General features: G+C 59.2%; 14 protein-coding genes. 6 read left to right on the forward strand and 8 right to left on the reverse strand.

The window, feature by feature from the left end; all coding sequences use genetic code 11:
• Nucleotides 1-63: 63 nt before the first annotated feature.
• From MARHY_RS14165 to tkt, 8 genes are all read right to left on the reverse strand, one after another.
• The gene (locus MARHY_RS14165; RefSeq protein ID WP_014422411.1) at nucleotides 64-3,366 is read right to left on the reverse strand and encodes a transglutaminase family protein; all 3,303 of its coding nucleotides are present in this window, start codon (nucleotides 3,364-3,366) and stop codon (nucleotides 64-66) included.
• Between the two features lie 35 nt (nucleotides 3,367-3,401).
• Entirely contained in the window at nucleotides 3,402-4,340 is a 939-nt protein-coding gene (locus tag MARHY_RS14170; RefSeq protein WP_041654995.1) for an alpha-E domain-containing protein, read from the reverse strand.
• A 1-nt stretch (nucleotide 4,341) separates the two neighbouring features.
• Nucleotides 4,342-5,802 carry a circularly permuted type 2 ATP-grasp protein gene (locus MARHY_RS14175; RefSeq protein ID WP_011786477.1) on the reverse strand — a complete coding sequence of 487 codons (1,461 nt, stop codon included), beginning with the start codon at nucleotides 5,800-5,802 and terminating at the stop codon, nucleotides 4,342-4,344.
• A 14-nt stretch (nucleotides 5,803-5,816) separates the two neighbouring features.
• The gene (locus MARHY_RS14180; protein ID WP_014422413.1) at nucleotides 5,817-6,878 is read right to left on the reverse strand and encodes a zinc-binding metallopeptidase family protein; all 1,062 of its coding nucleotides are present in this window, start codon (nucleotides 6,876-6,878) and stop codon (nucleotides 5,817-5,819) included.
• 231 nt (nucleotides 6,879-7,109) lie between these two features.
• Nucleotides 7,110-8,174 carry a class II fructose-bisphosphate aldolase gene (gene fba / locus MARHY_RS14185; protein WP_011786479.1) on the reverse strand — a complete coding sequence of 355 codons (1,065 nt, stop codon included), beginning with the start codon at nucleotides 8,172-8,174 and terminating at the stop codon, nucleotides 7,110-7,112.
• Between the two features lie 47 nt (nucleotides 8,175-8,221).
• On the reverse strand, nucleotides 8,222-9,376 hold the full coding sequence (locus tag MARHY_RS14190; protein ID WP_014422414.1) for a phosphoglycerate kinase: 1,155 nt from the start codon (nucleotides 9,374-9,376) through the stop codon (nucleotides 8,222-8,224).
• Between the two features lie 91 nt (nucleotides 9,377-9,467).
• On the reverse strand, nucleotides 9,468-10,496 hold the full coding sequence (locus MARHY_RS14195) for a type I glyceraldehyde-3-phosphate dehydrogenase (RefSeq protein WP_014422415.1): 1,029 nt from the start codon (nucleotides 10,494-10,496) through the stop codon (nucleotides 9,468-9,470).
• Nucleotides 10,496-12,496: a transketolase gene (tkt, locus tag MARHY_RS14200; protein WP_041654997.1), complete on the reverse strand. Its 2,001-nt coding sequence runs from the start codon at nucleotides 12,494-12,496 to the stop codon at nucleotides 10,496-10,498. Before tkt ends, MARHY_RS14195 begins: the two co-directional genes overlap by 1 nt.
• 236 nt (nucleotides 12,497-12,732) lie before the next feature.
• Here tkt and MARHY_RS14205 point away from each other — a divergent pair, with 236 nt between their 5' ends.
• From MARHY_RS14205 to MARHY_RS14230, 6 genes are all read left to right on the forward strand, one after another.
• The gene (locus tag MARHY_RS14205) at nucleotides 12,733-13,734 is read left to right on the forward strand and encodes a metalloregulator ArsR/SmtB family transcription factor (RefSeq protein WP_041655001.1); all 1,002 of its coding nucleotides are present in this window, start codon (nucleotides 12,733-12,735) and stop codon (nucleotides 13,732-13,734) included.
• A gap of 143 nt (nucleotides 13,735-13,877) precedes the next feature.
• Nucleotides 13,878-15,068, forward strand: coding sequence for a methionine adenosyltransferase (gene metK / locus MARHY_RS14210; RefSeq protein WP_023008553.1), 1,191 nt, complete (start codon nucleotides 13,878-13,880; stop codon nucleotides 15,066-15,068).
• 73 nt (nucleotides 15,069-15,141) lie between these two features.
• Entirely contained in the window at nucleotides 15,142-16,536 is a 1,395-nt protein-coding gene (ahcY, locus tag MARHY_RS14215; RefSeq protein WP_011786485.1) for an adenosylhomocysteinase, read from the forward strand.
• Between the two features lie 12 nt (nucleotides 16,537-16,548).
• A complete protein-coding gene (gene metF / locus MARHY_RS14220) occupies nucleotides 16,549-17,418 on the forward strand; it encodes a methylenetetrahydrofolate reductase [NAD(P)H] (RefSeq protein ID WP_011786486.1) in 870 nt (289 codons plus the stop codon).
• Between the two features lie 204 nt (nucleotides 17,419-17,622).
• The gene (locus MARHY_RS14225) at nucleotides 17,623-18,381 is read left to right on the forward strand and encodes a transporter substrate-binding domain-containing protein (protein ID WP_011786487.1); all 759 of its coding nucleotides are present in this window, start codon (nucleotides 17,623-17,625) and stop codon (nucleotides 18,379-18,381) included.
• A 71-nt stretch (nucleotides 18,382-18,452) separates the two neighbouring features.
• Nucleotides 18,453-19,124: an amino acid ABC transporter permease gene (locus MARHY_RS14230; protein ID WP_031210002.1), complete on the forward strand. Its 672-nt coding sequence runs from the start codon at nucleotides 18,453-18,455 to the stop codon at nucleotides 19,122-19,124.
• Nucleotides 19,125-19,135: the final 11 nt, after the last annotated feature.

A 19,135-nucleotide genomic window follows, 5' to 3' on the forward strand; every position in this document is an offset into this window, starting at 1 on the left:
GAGCTGGAAGCATAGCCGCTTTCCAGCCCCCTGAGCCAGTATCAAACGGTAAGTTCCCACATGTTATTTGTGATACCGCAAATCCAGGGTGAAAGGGAACTCCCGGTGCTCCGGCACCGGCCGCAGGGGTTGCCGGCCTGAGCTGTGCCCCATCCGGAAGAAACGCGCCATACGACGGCCTTCAGCCTCGAACGAATTCACCGGCAGCGTCTCGAAATTCCGGCCACCGGGATGGGTCACGTGATACTCACACCCGCCCAGGCTGCGTTCGTTCCAGATGTCCACGATACCAAACACCAGCGGCCCATCCACCCCGATGGTCGGGTGCATGCACTGCGACGGCTGCCAGGCCCGGTAACGGACCCCGGCGACCGACTCGCCCACCATGCCGGTAGGCTGAAGGGGCAGAGGCACCTGATTGCAGGTGATCTGGTAGCGATCCGGGGCAGCACCGCGCACCCTCACCTGCAGACGCTCCAGGGAGGAATCCACATAACGGGCAGTGCCACCAATTGCACCGTGCTCACCGGTGACGTGCCAGGGTTCCAGAGCAGATCGCAGTTCAAGGGTGATGCCCTTGACCCTGTAGTCGCCGATCCGGGGGAACCGGAACTCGAAATGGGGCGCGAACCACTCGCTTTCCAGCGGGTAACCACGGGCCTTCATATCGTCGATCACATCTTTGAAATCCTGCCAGACATAGTGGGGCAGCAGGAACCGGTCGTGCAGTTCGGTACCCCAGCGCACCAGCCCTGACGGCTTGTAGGGTTGCTCCCAGAAGCGTGCCACCAGCGCCCGCAACAGCAGCTGCTGGGTCAGGCTCATGCGGGCATGGGGCGGCATCTCGAAGGCCCGCAATTCCAACAGGCCGTGGCGCCCACCGGGGCCATCCGGGGAATAGAGCTTGTCGATACAGAACTCGGCCCGGTGGGTATTGCCGGTTACGTCGGTGAGCAGGTCACGGAGCAAGCGGTCCACCATCCAGGGCGCGATTTTCTTGCCGACCGGGCATAACCGCTCCATCTCCTTGAAGGCCAGCTCCATTTCGAACACGTGGTCGTTACGGGCCTCGTCAATCCTGGGGGCCTGGGAACTGGGGCCAATGAACAGGCCGGAGAACAGGTAGGACAGACTGGGATGGTTGTGCCAGTAGCTGATCAGGCTGCGCAACAGATCCGGGCGCCGCAGGAACGGAGAGTCCTCGGCCTTTTGCGAACCCAGCACAAAATGGTTGCCGCCACCGGTACCGGTATGACGGCCGTCCATCATGAACTTCTCAGACGTAAGCCGGCATTCGTAGGCGTCTGCATAGAGCGTCTCGGTCTGCTCGACCAGCTCATCCCAGGTCTTGACCGGCTGCACATTCACTTCGATCACTCCCGGATCCGGGGTAATCCGGAAATGACTTAACCGTGGGTCGGAGGGTGGCTCATAGCCTTCCAGCAAGACCGGCTGCCTGAGCTCTGCGGCGGTTTTCTCGATAGCCGAGACCAGCGCAAGATAAGGCTCCAGCTCCCCCAGCGGCGGCATAAAGACGCGAAGGATGCCCTCCCTGGGCTCAACACACAGGGCCGTGCGGACAATCTCGGGTGCCGACTTGCCTTTGGCCGGCGGCTTCAGCTCCGAAGACGGCCGGCCAGCCTGGCTGTGGCTGTTCCATTGACGGATCTGTTCGCTGACAGGCAAGGGCCCGCGAGGGGCAAACGGGTCCTGTTCGTGGATCCAGGGGTAATCGGCTTCTTCCACCCAGGGCTGGCTGTCCAGGGGCAGCCGGTGGCCCATGGGGGAGCCACCCGGAATCAGGTAGCAACGCTCACTGCGCAGGAACCAGGGTCCGGTCTCCCAGGCCTTCTCCTTTTCGGAAACACGCAGTGGCAGCACGTAGCCGACGGGCTCATCCAGACCCCGGCTGAAAATCTGCTGAAGCTGCTTCCGCTCAAGGGCATTCTCGAGCTTGGCATCAAAGGGATCGACGTTGACCGGCAGCCGTCGTTCCCGCCAAAGATAATAAAAGGCATCCTCGAACCCCGGGAACAGGCGCTTTTCATCGACACCCAGTTCCGTCGCCAGGGCCGACAAAAACCGGTGAGCCTCCTCCGGGCCTGCCTTGCCTTCCGTGCGTTCGTCCGCCAGCCAACGCTCGTCATGCCAGATCGGCTCGCCATCCTTGCGCCAGAAACAGTTCAGTGACCACCGGGGCAGCGGCTCTCCCGGGTACCATTTGCCCTGGCCGAAATGCACCAGCCCACCGGCACCATAGCGGTCCCGCATCCGGTGGTAGAGCTCAATGGCCTTCTTGCGCTTGGTAGGTCCCATGGCCTCGGTGTTCCACTCCGGCTCATCACGGTCGTGATTGGCCACGAAGGTAGGTTCACCGCCCTGGGTCAGGCGCACATCCAGCTCGGTCAGGCGCTGGTCCACCTCATGCCCCAGATCCACAATGCGTTGCCACTGCTCCTCGGTGTAGGGTTTGGTCACTCGCGGCGCTTCCCAGATGCGCTGGACGCCCATCTGATGCTCGAATTCAACCTCGCAATCCTCCACCATGCCAGAGATGGGCGCGGCCGAGGACGGATCCGGGCTGCAGGCCAGCGGAATGTGCCCTTCCCCGGCAAACAGGCCAGATGTGGGATCAAGCCCAACCCAACCGGCGCCGGGCAGGAACACCTCGCACCAGGCGTGCAGGTCAGTGAAGTCTTCCTCCGCGCCCGAGGGGCCGTCCAGCGCTTTCAGGTCTGCCTTGAGCTGGATCAGGTAACCGGAGACAAACCGCGCTGCCAGGCCGAGGTGCCGAAGTGTCTGGACCAGTAACCAGGTCGAATCCCGACAGGATCCGGACCCTTTTTTCAGGGTCTCTTCCGGCGTCTGTACGCCCGGCTCCATCCGGATCAGATAATCAATCCGGTTGGCAAGCCGCTGATTTACGCCCACTAGGAAATCCACGCTGGGCGTTTCCTTGCGGTCTATGGTGGCCATCCACTTCCGGAATTCCGGTGTTGCCGGCAGTTTCTGCAAGTAAGGCGCCAGCTCCGCCGTCTGCCATTCCTCATAGTCGAAGGGAATGGTCTCCGCCCGGGGTTCCAGAAAGAAATCGAACGGGTTGATCACGGCCATCTCGGCAACCAGGTCCACCGTGATCTTCAGTTCGTCGGTCTTTTCCGGAAACACCAGCCGGGCCAGATAATTGGCCTGCGGGTCCTGTTGCCAGTTCAGGAAGTGACCTTCGGGCTCAACCTTCAGCGAGTAACTGAGAATCCGGGTGCGCGCATGTGGACAAGGTCGCAAACGAACAATCTGAGGGCCCAGGGTAATCGGGCGCTCGTAGCGATAATGGGTGGTATGACTCAGGGCAACGTGAATCGACATGGAACCTATCTCGCACGGGAATAGTGTTGGGAGTTTCAGGCTGTCTCGTAGACAGGAAACCAGGTCTCTGCAATGTCGTCGTGAAGCTCACCGATCTCCAACTGCAGGCTCTCCAGAAACAGGATCACGTCCTCCTTGCGGATTAACGCGTCCACGTCGCCTTCACGGGTGTGGCGAACCGCCTGCAGTGCCGTGCGCAGCGGAATTTCGTTCCTGGGCAGGCGACTGAGGGCACCGGCCACTTCGCTGAGACTGTGCAGCACCGAGCGCGGGAAGGGTTCGTTCTGCAACAGGAAGCGAATCACCAGAGGCCCACTGACCTTGCGTCGCACGTTGTGACGGTACATCTGGAAGGCACTCTGGTAGCGCAGAACGCTGGTCCACAAGAGCCCGCCGTAGGTTTCGGTGCCATCCCAGCCATCGAGGAACTGTAAGGCACCCACCTCAATCTGTCGCGTGGCCATGTCTGCCCGCTCAAGGTTGCGCCCGACCCGGATGAAGTCGTAGCCCTCGTCATGACTCATACACCCAGCCAGCAGGCCGTTGAGCATCTGGCAGCGGCCAACGATTTCGTTCAGGAATTCGTATCTCGCCCGTTTACCTATCCCCTGATCCATGTGCTCCTGGATGTATCGATAAAGCTCATTGATGACTTCCCAGGCGTCGGTCGGCACCTGATCCCGTGTGGTACGCACATTCTCCCGGGCGGCCTTGATGCAGGAAGCAATGGAACTCGGGTTGTAGCTGTCTGCCATCAGAAACTTCACACAATTGCGCTCATCTGCCTTCTGATGGTGCTGATCGAACAGGGCTTCCATGCCGGTAACCGCTACCAGGCTCTTCCAGGACAGCTGGGTTTCCCGCGGCATATCCAGCGCCAGGGAATTGAAAGCCATGATCATCCGGGCGCTGTTCTCGGCCCGTTCAAGGTATCGGGCCATCCAGTACAGTCTTTCCGCTACACGTGACAGCACATCAATTCTCCTCGTCCACGATCCAGGTATCCTTGCTTCCACCGCCCTGGGAAGAATTCACCACCAGGGAGCCCTTGCGCATCGCCACCCGCGTGAGCCCGCCGGCGGTAACGTAGGTTCGCACGCCCTGCAGCACGAAAGGCCGAAGATCCAGGTGTCGGGGCGCCAGGCCCTCGTCGCACAAAGTTGGAGCCACAGAGAGACTTAGCGTGGGTTGGGCGATGTAGTTGCGCGGGTTCTTCTTGATCAGACGGGCGAATTCGGTGCGCTGCTTCTTGGTGGAATGCGGCCCCACCAGCATGCCGTAACCACCGGACTCATTCGCCGGTTTGACCACCAGCTCGTCCAGGTGCTCGAGCACATACTCCTGGTCCTGCTTGTTCACGCACATATAAGTCGGCACGTTGGGGATGATCGGCTCCTCATCGAGGTAATAGCGGATCATGTCTGGCACAAAGGCGTAGATCACCTTGTCATCGGCCACACCGGCACCGGGCGCATTGGCCAGGCCAACCTTGCCATTGCGCCAGGCTCGCATCAGGCCCGGCACGCCCAGGGTAGAGTCTGCCCGAAAGACTTCCGGGTCCAGAAAGTCGTCATCAATGCGCCGGTAGATCACGTCCACGCGCTCCAGGCCCTCTACTGTGCGCATGTACACGCAGTCGTCTTCACCAACGACCAGATCAGCCCCCTCCACCAGCTCGGCCCCCATGCGCTGCGCCAGGAACGAGTGCTCGAAATAGGCCGAATTGAAAATCCCCGGGGTGAGTACTGCAATTCTTGGATGATCCTGGGGCCTTGGAGAAATCGACGCCAGCATGTCGAACAGCTGGTTAGTGTAGTCATCCACCGGCAGGATACTGTTGTTGTCGAACAGTTCCGGGAACACCCGCTTGGTCAGTTGGCGATTCTCCAGCATGTAGGAAACACCGGACGGAACCCGCAGGTTGTCCTCAAGAACATAGACCTTTCCGTCCTTGTCCCGCACCAGATCCGATCCGCAGATGTGGGCCCAGACCCCCAGTGGCGGTGTAAAGCCACGGCACTGCTCGCGGAAGTTTTTGGAGTTGGCGAACACGTACTTGGGAATGACCTTGTCTTTGACGATATTCTGGTCGTTGTAGATATCGTTAATGAACATGTTGAGGGCCGTCAGGCGCTGGGCCAGCCCTTGTTCAATGTTTTCCCACTCCCGGAGCGAGATCACCCGGGGAATGATATCGAAAGGCCAGGCCCGGTCGATATTCTCGCCCTCGCTGTAGATGGTGAAACTGATCCCCATCTCCAGTATCGCCAGTTCGGCAGCCTGCTGGCGCGCCTGGATCTCCTCGGACCCGAGATTGCCCAGGTAGTCGGTAATCGCCGTCGCGGCTCGTCTGGGCTTCCCTTTGGCAGCGATCAGCTCATCGTAGAAGTCGTTGGGATCGTAGTTTTTCCAGTCAATCGCTTTGTTCTTTTTCATTCGGGATCCTTTCATTAACGTCCGTGAGCGATCTGGTGCACCAGACGGAGCTTCTCCACCACCGCAGGCGCCAGCACAAAGGGGTAGGCGTCGTCGTGCCCCATGCTTCGGTTCAGGCTGTTGAGCGCAAGCGTCAAAGGCAACCAATGCCTGATCAGCGCATCGAAATCACCGGTCTGACAGGGGTCGAAGGCAGGGCCTGTTTCGCCGCTTGTTTCCTCGGGCTGCAAGGTATTCACACGCAGACCGAGCTGCCAGGCGGTTTCCAATGTATCCACCATATGCAGATAATGTGCCCAGGTCTCTGCCCAGTCCTCCCAGGCATGGCTGCTGGCATAGGCGCTGATGTATCGGCTTTGCCAGTCAGAGGACGGGCCGTATTGGTAATGCTGGTCCAGCGCTTGCCTGTAGTCCCTGGTCTCATCACCAAAAAGGTCCCGGAATTTGCCAAGCCACGGGCTACTCCGGACAAGCAGATCCCAGTAATAGTGTCCGGACTCATGGCGAAAATGCCCTAAAACAGTGCGATACGGCTCGGCCATCTGGTTGCGCATCCGCTCGCGTTCCACCGGGTCTGCTTCGGCAATGTTGATGGTAATGACGCCATTGGCATGGCCTGTCGTTACTTTTTCACGCTCGTCAAACATAGCCGGCTGATCGGCCAGAAAATCGAATGCCAGCCCAAGCTGATCTTCGTTCCGGGGTTCGCACGGGAGTCCCAGGCGCAATACGGAATACACAAGCCGCCGTTTATCTTTTTCGAGACGACGCCAGAGGTCATTGTTCTTCTCGATGCTGAGATCCGGGATTGTGCGATTCAGGCGACAGGCAACACAGAAGGTATGCGGATCGGTTTTGGGGATCAGCCAGTTACAGGCTCGCTGATTCTGATAGTTGTCACACAACCGGTAGAGATCACCACGCGCGACCGTCGCCCAGGTGTTATCGCCTTCCGGCTCGATCGCCAGCAAATCCATGACATCCGGGGCAAAGCCCAGGTCAGCTCCGCAATGAGTACAGCGACTGTTTTCAAAGTAAAGCAGGTTGGCACATCGACCGCAGTGGAACAGCTTCATTGGAAGGCATCCTTGGCCAATACCGGCAAGAGCTTGCTTTCAAGTATTGGCCATCCAGGCCAAAACGCAAAAAACTGCCGTTAAGCAATACCAATCTTCGGAGCGACAACCCTTGCCGTCGGCATCCTGTTCTTTGTTGCAGCGATAAGTGCGGGGATCAACACGGACGATGGGTTTTCAGCTCACCCATCATAAAAAAGCCCCCGGAGGGCGGGGGCTTCAAGACGGGGCTTACTTGACCTTCGGGTCCAGCTCGCCAGCCGCATAACGTTCGAACATCTGTTCGAGGTTCAGCGGCTTGATCTTGCTGGCCTGGCCGGCACAGCCGAAGGCTTCGTAGCGGGCGACACAGATATCGGTCATGGCAACCATGGTGGCCTTGAGGAATTTTCGCGGGTCAAATTCCGCCGGGTTCTGAGCCATGAAGCGACGAACAGCACCGGTAGAGGCCAGGCGCAGGTCGGTGTCGATGTTGACCTTGCGCACGCCGTGCTTGATACCTTCGACGATTTCTTCCACCGGTACACCGTAGGTTTCCGGGATCTCGCCACCGAATTCGTTGATCACTTTCAGCCACTCCTGAGGTACGGAGCTGGAGCCGTGCATGACCAGGTGGGTGTCCGGGATGCGGGCGTGGATGGCTTTGATCTGGTCGATGGCCAGGATGTCACCTGTAGGCGGACGGGTGAACTTGTAGGCGCCGTGGCTGGTGCCGATGGCGATAGCCAGTGCGTCGACCTGGGTTTTCTGCACGAAGTCAGCGGCTTCTTCCGGATCAGTCAGCATCTGGCTGTGGTCCAGGGTGCCTTCGGCACCGATGCCGTCTTCTTCACCGGCCTGGCCGGTTTCGAGGGAGCCCAAGCAGCCCAGTTCACCTTCTACGGAGACACCACAGGCGTGGGCCATTTCAACAGTGCGACGGGTCACGTCGACGTTGTATTCGTAGCTGGTCGGGGTTTTGCCGTCTTCACCCAGGGAGCCGTCCATCATCACGGAGCTGAAGCCAAGCTGGATGGAGCGCTGGCACACGGCCGGGCTGGTGCCGTGGTCCTGGTGCATAACCACGGGGATGTGCGGCCATTCTTCGATGGCGGCCAGGATCAGGTGGCGCAGGAAAGGCGCACCGGCGTATTTGCGGGCACCAGCGGAGGCCTGGACAATGACCGGGGAGTCGGTTTTGTCGGCCGCTTCCATGATGGCGCGCATTTGTTCGAGATTGTTTACGTTAAAGGCTGGCACACCGTAACCATGCTCGGCGGCGTGGTCCAGAAGTTGCCGCAGCGAAATCAGGGCCATGGGTTGTCTCCTTCGTTGACTTTTTAATGGTTAAATTCTGTTTTGCTTCAGACTTGGGAGTCTGCTTCGGCTGGCGGCAGGGTTTTACCTTCCACGAATTCGAGGAACGCGCCGCCGCCGGTGGAGATGTAGGAAATCTTGTCAGCTACGCCGTATTTGTCAACGGCTGCGACGGTGTCGCCGCCGCCGGCCAGGGAGAAGGCGTCGCTTTCGGCGATGGCCTGGGCGAGTGCCTTGGTGCCATTGCCGAACTGGTCGAATTCGAACACGCCAACCGGGCCGTTCCACAGGATGGTTTTGGCGTTTTTCAGCAGTTCAGCGAACTGGCCGGCGGTTTCCGGGCCGACGTCGAGGATCATGTCGTCGTCGCTGACGTCGGAGATGTTTTTGGTGGTCGCCGTGGCGGTTTCAGCGAATTCGCTGGCGACCACCACGTCAACCGGCAGCGGGATTTCCACCCGGCTGGCGATGTCTTTGGCGGTGTCGATCAGGTCGTGTTCGCACAGGGACTTGCCTACCGGATGGCCGGCTGCGGCCAGGAAGGTGTTGGCGATGCCGCCACCAACGATGATCTGGTCACACACTTTTTCCAGGGCGTTAAGCACGTCCAGCTTGGTGGAGACTTTCGAGCCACCAACGATGGCAACGACCGGCTTGGCCGGGTTATCCAGGGCTTTGCCGAGTGCTTCCAGCTCTGCTGCCAGCAGCGGGCCGGCGCAGGCTTCGGGGGCAAATCGGGCCACACCGTGGGTGGAGGCCTGGGCGCGGTGAGCGGTGCCGAAGGCGTCCATCACATAGATGTCACACAGGGCGGCGTATTGCCTGGCCAGCTCTTCATTGTCTTTCTTTTCGCCTTTGTTGAAGCGAACGTTTTCGAACAGCACTACTTCGCCGTCGGCCACTTCAACGCCGTCCAGATAATCCTTGATCAGGCGGACTTCCTGGCCCAGCAGGGTGCCCAGGTGTTCGGCGACCGGTTTCATGGAGGAGGCTTCGTCGTACACGCCTTCTTCCGGGCGGCCCAGGTGGGACATCAGCATGACTTTGGCACCGGCGTCCTTGGCGGCCTTGATGGTGGGCAGCGAGGCGCGGATGCGGGCATCACTGGATACTTTGCCGTCTTTGACCGGGACGTTCAGGTCTTCACGAATCAGAACCCGCTTGCCGGCGAGGTTCAGGTCAGTCATTTTCTTGATGGCCATAATCAGGTTCCGTAGTTATGGGTTCAAAGGTGCAAATTTTAAGCCTAAGGCTGGAGCCTGACTCCCTTCGGGATCAGCCCCACGTTATTCTTCAGGTTTTGCTCAACCAGGTTCTGCTGACATCCAGCATGCGATTGGCAAAGCCCCACTCATTGTCAAACCAGCACAACACTTTAACCATGGTGCCGCCGGTGACTCGGGTCTGCCCGCCGTCGACCACGCCGGAATGGGAATCATGGTTGAAGTCAGAACTGGCCAAGAGTTCATCGGTATAGCCGAGGATACCCTTCAATGAGCCTGCGGATGCACTGCACAGCAACTGATTCACTGTGGCTATGTCGGTCGGCTCACGCACGTTAACCACCATGTCTATAGCAGAGACATTCAGCGTTGGCACGCGCATGGCAACCGAGCTGAAACGGCCTTCCATATGAGGCAACAAGCGCTCGATACCGCGGGCCAGGCCAGTGTCCACGGGCACAATATTGTGCAGGGCACTTCGGGTACGGCGCAGGTCCTGATGGTGGTAGGCATCGATGACCGGCTGGTCGTTCATGGCGGCGTGAATCGTGGTGGTGCTGCCCTGCTCTACGCCAAAGGCATCGTCCAGGACCTTGATGACCGGTACCAGGCAGTTGGTGGTACAGGAGCCGGCAGCTACGATCACGTCCTGACCGTTCAGGTCCCCGTCGTTAATGCCGAAGACCACCGTGCGGTCAACACCCGGATCGCCCGGCTGGGAAAACAGCAGGCGCCGGGCACCGGCTTCAATATGCTTTTCCGCCGTGGCCCGGTCAGAATAGGCGCCGGAGCATTCCAGCACCAGATCCACATCCAGCAGTCGCCAGGGCAGTGCCTCGGGTTCAGGATGACGCAATACGCGGATGCGGTCGCCGTTCACAACCAGGTTATCGCCATCCACGGCCACCTCACCGTGAAACCGCCCGTGGGTGGAGTCGTATTTGGTGAGGTGGGCAATGGTGTCGATATCCGACAACTCGTTGATCGCGACCACCTGCAGATGGTCGCGATAGCCGTTTTCATAAAGGGCCCGCAACACGCACTGGCCGATGCGGCCGTACCCGTTGATGGCAATTCGAAACGGCGTTGCGTTGGTCATCAGGCGTCCAGCAGTTCGTCAGCCACTTCCAGGATGTTGTCTACAGTAAAGCCGAACTCCTTGAACAACTCACCGGCCGGCGCAGATTCACCAAAGGTGGTCATGCCAACGATGCGACCGTCCAGGCCCACGTACTTGTACCAGTAGTCCGCAATGCTCGCTTCAATGGCGATGCGGTTGGTGACTTCCAGCGGCAACACCTGCTGTTTGTACTCGGCACTCTGGGCATCGAATACGTCCGTGGACGGCATGGATACAACACGCACCGCTTTGCCCTGCTCACGCAGCTTGGCTGCAGCGTCCTGGGCCAGGCCCACTTCGCCGCCGGTGGCGATGAGAATCAGCTCCGGCGTGCCTTCGCTGTCAGACAGGATGTAACCACCTTTCGCCACATTCGCCAGCTGCTCGTCATCGCGCTGCTGGTGCGGCAGTCCCTGACGGGAGAAGACCATGGCCGTCGGGCCATCCTTGCGCTCCAGGGCCGCTTTCCAGGCCACCGCAGACTCCACGGTGTCGGCCGGGCGCCAGGTGCTCATGTTCGGGGTGGTGCGCAGGCTGGCCAGCTGTTCGATAGGCTGGTGGGTCGGGCCATCTTCACCCAGACCGATGGAATCGTGGGTGAAGACAAAGATGGAGCGCTGCTTCATCAGTGCGGCCATGCGCACGGCATTACGGCAGTATTCCATAAAGATCAGGAAGGTGGCGCCGTAGGGCACGAAGCCACCGTGCAGAGCGATACCGTTCATGATGGCCGCCATGCCGAATTCGCGCACACCGTAATAGATGTAGTTGCCGGAGGCGTCTTCCTTGGTCACGCCTTTACAGCCCGACCAGATAGTCAGGTTGGAACCGGCCAGGTCGGCAGAGCCACCCATCAGTTCCGGCAGCAGCGGGCCGTAGGCGTTCAGGGAATTCTGGGACGCCTTACGGGAGGCAACGGTCTCGCCCTTGTCCTGGCATTCCTGGATATAGGCCTGGGCTTTTTCGGCGAAATCTGCCGGCAGATCACCCGCCATGCGGCGTTTGAACTCGGCGGCCAGTTCCGGCTCGGCCTTCTCATAGGCCGCAAATTTCTCTTCCCAGGCACTCTGTGCAGCCTGGCCTTTTTCTTTGGCATCCCACGCGGCGTAGATCTCGGACGGCACCTCGAACGGGCCGTGCTGCCAGCCCAGGGCTTCGCGGGTCAGAGCGATTTCATCGTCACCCAGCGGGGCACCGTGACACTCTTCCTTGCCCTGCTTGTTGGGGGAACCGAAGCCGATAATGGTCTTGCAGCAAATAATGGTGGGCTGTGCGGTGTTAGCACGGGCAGCTTCAATGGCCGCACGGATGGCATCGGAATCGTGACCATCAACATTGGGGATAACCTGCCAGCCGTAGGACTCGAAACGCTTGGGCGTGTCGTCGGTGAACCAACCCTCTACTTCACCATCAATGGAGATGCCGTTGTCGTCGTAGAAGAACACCAGTTTACCCAGGCCCAGGGTGCCGGCCAGAGAGGCGACTTCGTGGGAGATACCTTCCATCAGGCAGCCGTCGCCCAGGAATGCGTAGGTGTAGTGGTCAACAATGTCGTGGCCCGGACGGTTGAACTGAGCGGCCAGTGCCTTCTCTGCAAGCGCGAAGCCAACAGCATTGGCGATGCCCTGCCCCAGCGGGCCGGTGGTGGTCTCGATGCCCGGGGTATAACCGTATTCCGGATGGCCCGGTGTTTTTGAGTGCAGCTGACGGAAGTTCTTCAGGTCATCAATGCTGACGTCGTACCCGCTCAGGTGCAGCAGGGAATACTGCAGCATGGAGCCATGGCCGTTAGACAGCACGAAGCGGTCACGGTTGGCCCAGTGCGGGTTAGCCGGGTTGTGGCTGAGGTAATCGTTCCACAGCACCTCGGCGATATCCGCCATACCCATGGGCGCACCCGGGTGGCCGGACTTGGCTTTCTGAACCGCATCCATGCTCAGCGCGCGAATGGCGTTGGCGAGATCTTTACGGGACGGCATTGACAATTCTCCAGTGTTTTTCAGGAAAAGACTTCAAGCTGCAAATACTGCTCAAAAAGAAGGCGCGTATTTTCGCCGATTAGGGTATGCCGGGGCAAATCCATATGTAGTGGTTTTCCGATGAAGCCGGCACAAAATCACCAAACCGACTGATTTCACAGAACTCATAAATCTATATCAAAAAATTTTGATATGGCTATTGATCGACCAACCGAACGCCCCTACACTTGCCAACCATGACCTCACTCAATGCACATGCGAACGAATTGTCCTCTGTGGACGTACTGGCCCCGATCTTCAAGGCGAGCGGCGACCCCCTGCGCCTGGAAATCCTGCGGGTGCTGCGGCGGGACACCTTCGGTGTGCTGGAGCTGAGCCAGATGTTCGACATGCGCCAGTCCGGCATGAGCCATCACCTGAAAGTGATGCACAAGGCCGGCTTGCTGGAGCCCCAGCGGGAAGGCAATGCCATTTTCTATCGTCGACCGCTGAATCTGGACAGTGACAAACTGGCCGACCAGGCCATCCGCCAGATTTTCGAAACCGTCGACAGGGTTGCCCTGCCCCGGCATCTGGACGAAAAAATTGAAGCCATACGAGAGCAGCGGGCGGGACAGTCCCAGGCCTTTTTCTCCCGGCACTCCGAACAATTCCGGGAACAGCAGGAGCTGATTGCAGCCTTTGACCTTTACGCCGAGCCTACCGCGGAACTGATTCGCAAGCGTGCAGCGAGGCAGTCATGGCTGAGCGTTCTGGAAATCGGACCGGGTGAAGGCGGGTTCCTGCCGGTACTGTCGGAGCTGTTCCAGCATGTGGTTGGCCTGGACAACAGCAAAGACATGCTGGCCAAGGCGACGCGCACCTGCATAGAGGAACACCTGAACAACGTCGACCTGATCGAAGGCGTGACCGACACCCTGCTGGCGCGGGGCGACGCCTTTGACCTGATTGTAGCCAACATGGTGCTGCACCATGTGCCCAGCCCGGCGGACATTTTTCTGGACGCCGCCGCCCTGATGAACAGTGGCGGTTGTCTGGTCGTCAGTGATCTGTGCAGTCACGACCAGGACTGGGCCAAGGAAAACTGCGGCGACCTGTGGCTGGGCTTCGAGCCGGAAGAACTGACTTCCTGGGCGGCCGACGCCGGGCTGACCGCCGGCGAACAGCTGTTTATTGGCCTGCGCAACGGGTTCCAGGTACAGGTAAGAGAATTCTGGAAGAGTACGGAAGCGGCGTAACCAATCGCCGTCACAGGAATATCAAAAACTTTTGATATGGGTGTAGGTAGTTTTACGTATGCCCTGAAAACAACCAAGGCAGCCGGTAGGTCAAACAGGACGGAGCCGGTACGAATTTGCAATCGCTCAAGAGGAGCACACCTATGTCTGACTACAACATCTTCACCTCCGAATCGGTCTCCGAAGGCCATCCGGACAAACTGGCCGACCAGATTTCCGATGCGGTACTGGACGCCATCCTGACCGACGATCCGCACGCACGCGTGGCCTGCGAAACCATGGTCAAGACCGGCGTGGCCATCGTCGGCGGTGAAATCACCACCAGCGCCTGGGTCGATCTGGAAGACCTGGTTCGCGGTGTGATCAAAGACATCGGCTACACCTCCTCTGAAGTAGGCTACGACGGCGACACCTGTGGTGTGATCAACATCATCGGCAAACAGTCCGTCGACATCGCCCAGGGCGTTGACCGCCAGAAGCCGGAAGACCAGGGCGCAGGCGACCAGGGACTGATGTTCGGCTACGCCAGCAACGAAACCGACGTGCTGATGCCGGCGCCGATCACCTTCTCCCACCGCCTGGTTCAGCGCCAGGCCGAAGCCCGCAAGAGTGGCCTGCTGCCGTGGCTGCGTCCGGACGCCAAGAGCCAGGTCACCTGCCGCTACGAGAACGGCAAGGTTGTGGGTATCGATGCTGTGGTTCTGTCTACCCAGCACGACCCCGACGTCACCCAGGCCGACCTGAAAGAAGCGGTGATGGAGCTGATCGTCAAGCACACCCTGCCGGCTGAACTGCTGCACAAAGACACCCAGTTCCACATCAACCCGACCGGCAAGTTTGTGATCGGTGGCCCGGTGGGTGACTGTGGCCTGACTGGCCGCAAAATCATCGTAGACACCTACGGCGGCATGGCCCGTCACGGTGGTGGCGCCTTCTCCGGCAAAGACCCCTCGAAGGTTGACCGTTCTGCTGCCTACGCCGGCCGTTACGTCGCCAAGAACATCGTCGCCGCCGGCCTGGCCGAGAAGTGCGAGATTCAGGTGTCCTACGCCATCGGTGTAGCCCAGCCGACCTCCATTTCCCTGAACACCTTTGGCACCGGCAAGATCAGCGACGACAAGATCATCGATCTGGTACGCGCACACTTCGACCTGCGCCCGTACGCGATCACCAACATGCTCGACCTGCTGCACCCAATGTACCGGGCCACCGCAGCTTACGGCCACTTCGGCCGTGATCCGTACGAGATGACCGTCGGCGGCAAGACTTTCACCGCGTTCCCGTGGGAGAAGACTGACCGCGCGGCCGCGCTGAAAGACGCTGCAGGCATCTGAACAGACCATTCTGGATAAATGGGCGTATTCCACTCCAACGAATACGCCCAAACGAAACTGACAGGAGAACACCATGAGCACTCCGGCCGAAAAACTGAACGACTTCCAGGACTACAAAGTTCGGGACATCACCCTCGCCGACTGGGGCCGCAAGGAAATCAAGATCGCCGAAGGCGAAATGCCCGCCCTGATGAAACTGCGCGAGAAGTACAAAGCGGAGCAGCCGCTGAAAGGCGCCAACATCATGGGCTGCATCCACATGACCATCCAGACCGCCGTGCTGATCGAAACGCTGGTGGAGCTGGGCGCCAACGTACGCTGGTCATCCTGCAACATCTTCTCCACTCAGGATCAGGCCGCTGCCGCCATCGCAGCGCAAGGGATCCCCGTGTTTGCCTGGAAAGGTGAAACTGACGAAGAATACGAGTGGTGCCTGCACAAGACCGTAGGTGCGGACGTAGACGGCTGGGAGCCGAACATGATCCTGGACGACGGCGGCGACCTGACCGAGCTGCTGCACAAGGAATACCCGCAGGTGATCGCCAAGTGCCACGGCGTAACCGAGGAAACCACTACCGGCGTACACCGCCTGCAGGAAATGCTCCGTGACGGTACCCTGAAGATCCCGGCGATTAACGTCAACGACTCGGTGACCAAATCCAAGAACGACAACAAGTACGGTTGTCGTCACAGCCTGAATGATGCCATCAAGCGTGCCACCGACCACCTGCTGTCTGGCAAGAAAGCGCTGGTCATCGGCTACGGCGACGTGGGCAAAGGGTCCGCTCTGTCCCTGCGTCAGGAAGGCATGATCGTCAAAGTCACCGAAGCGGATCCGATCTGCGCCATGCAGGCCTGCATGGATGGTTTTGAAGTTGTGTCCCCCTACATTGACGGCGTGAACACCGGTACCGAGCAGGGCATCAACAAGGATCTGCTGGCCAACACCGACCTGCTGGTAACCACCACCGGTAACGTCAACGTGTGCGATGCCAACATGCTGAAAGCGCTGAAGAGCGGCGCCGTGGTATGCAACATCGGGCACTTCGATAACGAAATCGATACCGCCTACATGCGCAAGAACTGGGAGTGGGACGAGGTCAAGCCGCAGGTGCACGTGATCTACCGCGACAAGGCCAGCAACGACCACCTGATCCTGCTGTCGGAAGGCCGCCTGGTGAACCTGGGCAACGCCACCGGTCACCCGTCCCGCATCATGGACGGCTCCTTCGCCAACCAGGTGCTGGCGCAGATGTATCTGTTCGAGCGCAAGTTTGCCGACCTGCCGGAAGATTCCAAGGCCAAGGGCGTTTACGTTCAGGTTCTGCCCAAGCAGCTGGACGAGGAAGTGGCCCGCGCCATGGTGGAAGGCTTTGGTGGCGTGATCACCAAGATGACTCCAGACCAGGCGAAATACATCGGTGTACCGGTCGAAGGCCCGTACAAGCCGGAAAGCTACAGGTACTAATCGGACACAAACATGGAATCCCAGAAGCAATTCAAACGCCGCTTCAGTTTCGAGTTTTTCCCGCCCAAGACCGATCAGGGCAAGGAGAAGCTGCAGGCGGTGCGTAACCAGCTGGCCGAGGTGAACCCGGATTTCTTCTCGGTCACCTTCGGAGCGGGCGGCTCCACCCGGGACCGCACCATCGAGACGGTGCTGAACCTGCACCAGCAGGGCATCTCCACGGCACCGCACCTCTCCTGCGTGGGCGGTACCCGGGAAGAAATCGGTGAGCTGCTGGATGTGTATAAAGAGAACGGCATCAACCGGATCGTTGCCCTGCGCGGCGATATGCCATCGGGCATGGGCGCTTCCGGTGAACTGCGTTACGCCAACGAACTGGTGGAATTTATCCGGCAGCACAGCGGCGATCACTTCAACCTGGAAGTGGCCGCTTACCCGGAGTTTCACCCTCAGGCCCGCAACGCCGAAGAAGACCTGAAGAACTTCGCACGGAAAGTACAGGCCGGTGCCAACAGCGCCATCACCCAGTACTTCTTTAATGCCGACAGCTACTTCTACTTCATCGACCGTCTGGAGCAGATGGGCGTCACCATTCCGGTGGTACCGGGCATCATGCCCATCGTCAACTTCTCCAGCCTGGTGCGGTTCTCGGACATGTGCGGCGCGGAGATCCCGCGCTGGATCCGCAAGCAGTTGGAAGCCTACGGTGACGACACGGACAGCATCCGCAAGTTCGGTGAGGAAGTGGTCACTGAAATGTGCCAAAAACTGCTCAAGGCCGGGGCTCCAGGGTTGCACTTTTATACCCTGAACCAGGCTGAACCCAGCCTTTCCATCTGGAAGAATCTGGGCATCAGCGACCGGGAGAAAATCGCGTTCTGACACGCCTTCCCGGCCGCTGAAGAGAGGGGCTACGGCCCCTCTTTCCTTTCATAACCGCCTGATTTCCTGCAAATCCTGTCTTCATAGTCTAAACTGTATCTGATGCATCCCCATCAACGCTCCCTGTGATGCACGGCCACAAAGAGTGCTTTCACAGACTGCCTTACCGGGCAGACGGGGCATAAAAAACAGAAAGGAGAAAGCATGAGCACGAAATGGCTGAAAACACTGGGTGCTGGTCTGGCACTGTCTGTAGCCGCAACCTCAGTCAGCGCAGAGACCCTGCGCGTGGTCACCGACCCAAGCTTCGTCCCGTTTGAAATGATGGACCAGGAAACCGGAGAAATGATCGGTTTCGATATGGAGATCATTGCCGAAGTCGCCGAACGTGCAGGCTTTGATTACGACCTCAACACCATGGACTTCAACGGCATTATCCCGGCCCTGCAAACCGGCAACGTGGATATTGCCATCGCCGGCATCACCATTACCGATGAGCGCGAGGAAATAGTCGATTTCTCCGACCCTTACTACGATTCCGGTCTGCGTATCCTGGTGAGCCAGAACAACGACAACGTTGATGAAATGTCGGACCTGGAAGGCATGAAAGTCGGCACCAAGATTGGCAGTACCAGCTATGACTTCCTGATGAAAAGCCTGGACGACAACGACGGTGTAACGCCTTACCCCGGCAGCTCGGACATGTACATGGCGTTGATGTCCGGTGCCGTTGATGCGGTTTTCTACGATGCCCCAAACGTTGGCTACTTCGCCAGCACCCGTGGCAAAGGCAAGGTCAAGACCGTCGGCCCCCTGTATGAAGGCCAGCAGTACGGTATTGCCCTGAAGAACGGCAGCAAATGGGTCGGCCCGGTTAACGAGGCCCTGGCAGAAATCAAGGAAGACGGCACCTACAAGACCATTTACGAGAAATGGTTCGGCCCCATGCCTGAAGACAAATAACCCGCCACTCGAACCGGCCGGGGCACACAATGCCCTGGCCGATTCCTCCCAACCCAACGGAGAAACACACTGTGGAATTCCAGTTTCAGTTTGACTGGCAGGCGGCCATCAATTCCATTCCCTACCTGGCCAAGGGTATTCCCTACACCCTGATGATTTCCTTCGGTGGCCTGGCCATCGGTTTTGTTCTGGGCATCGTGTTCGGCCTGCTCAGCATCAACAAGAATTGGTTCTTGCGCTGGCCCGCCACTGCCTACATCGAGATTTTCCGCGGCACCCCCATCCTGGTACAGGTGCTGTTTATCTTCTACGGCCTGCCCGACCTGGTTGGCGGCCCGATCGACCCGCTGACAGCCGGTATTGCCGCGATCGCCCTTAACTCCGGTGCCTATATCTCCGAAGTCGTCCGTGGCGGCGTGCAATCCATCGACAAAGGCCAGACCGAAGCCGGTCTGTCTCTGGGCCTGTCACGCTCCCAGACTTTCTGGAACATTGTCTGGCCCCAGGCCTTCCGACGCATGATTCCGCCCCTGGGCAACCAGGCCATCGTCAGCATCAAGGACACCTCACTGTTCTCGGTCATCGGCGTGGGCGAACTGGTACGCCAGGGCCAGGTGTACATTGCCAATACCTTCACCGCATTCGAGGTGTATTTTGTGGTGGCCATCATGTACCTGGCCATTACGCTGTCCCTGTCACTGATCCTGCGGCTGCTTGAGCGCCGTGGTGTCGCGTCTGCCTGAAGGAGCCCGAG

The sequence above is a fragment of the Marinobacter nauticus ATCC 49840 genome, from assembly GCF_000284615.1.
Taxonomy (GTDB): Bacteria; Pseudomonadota; Gammaproteobacteria; order Pseudomonadales; family Oleiphilaceae; genus Marinobacter; species Marinobacter nauticus.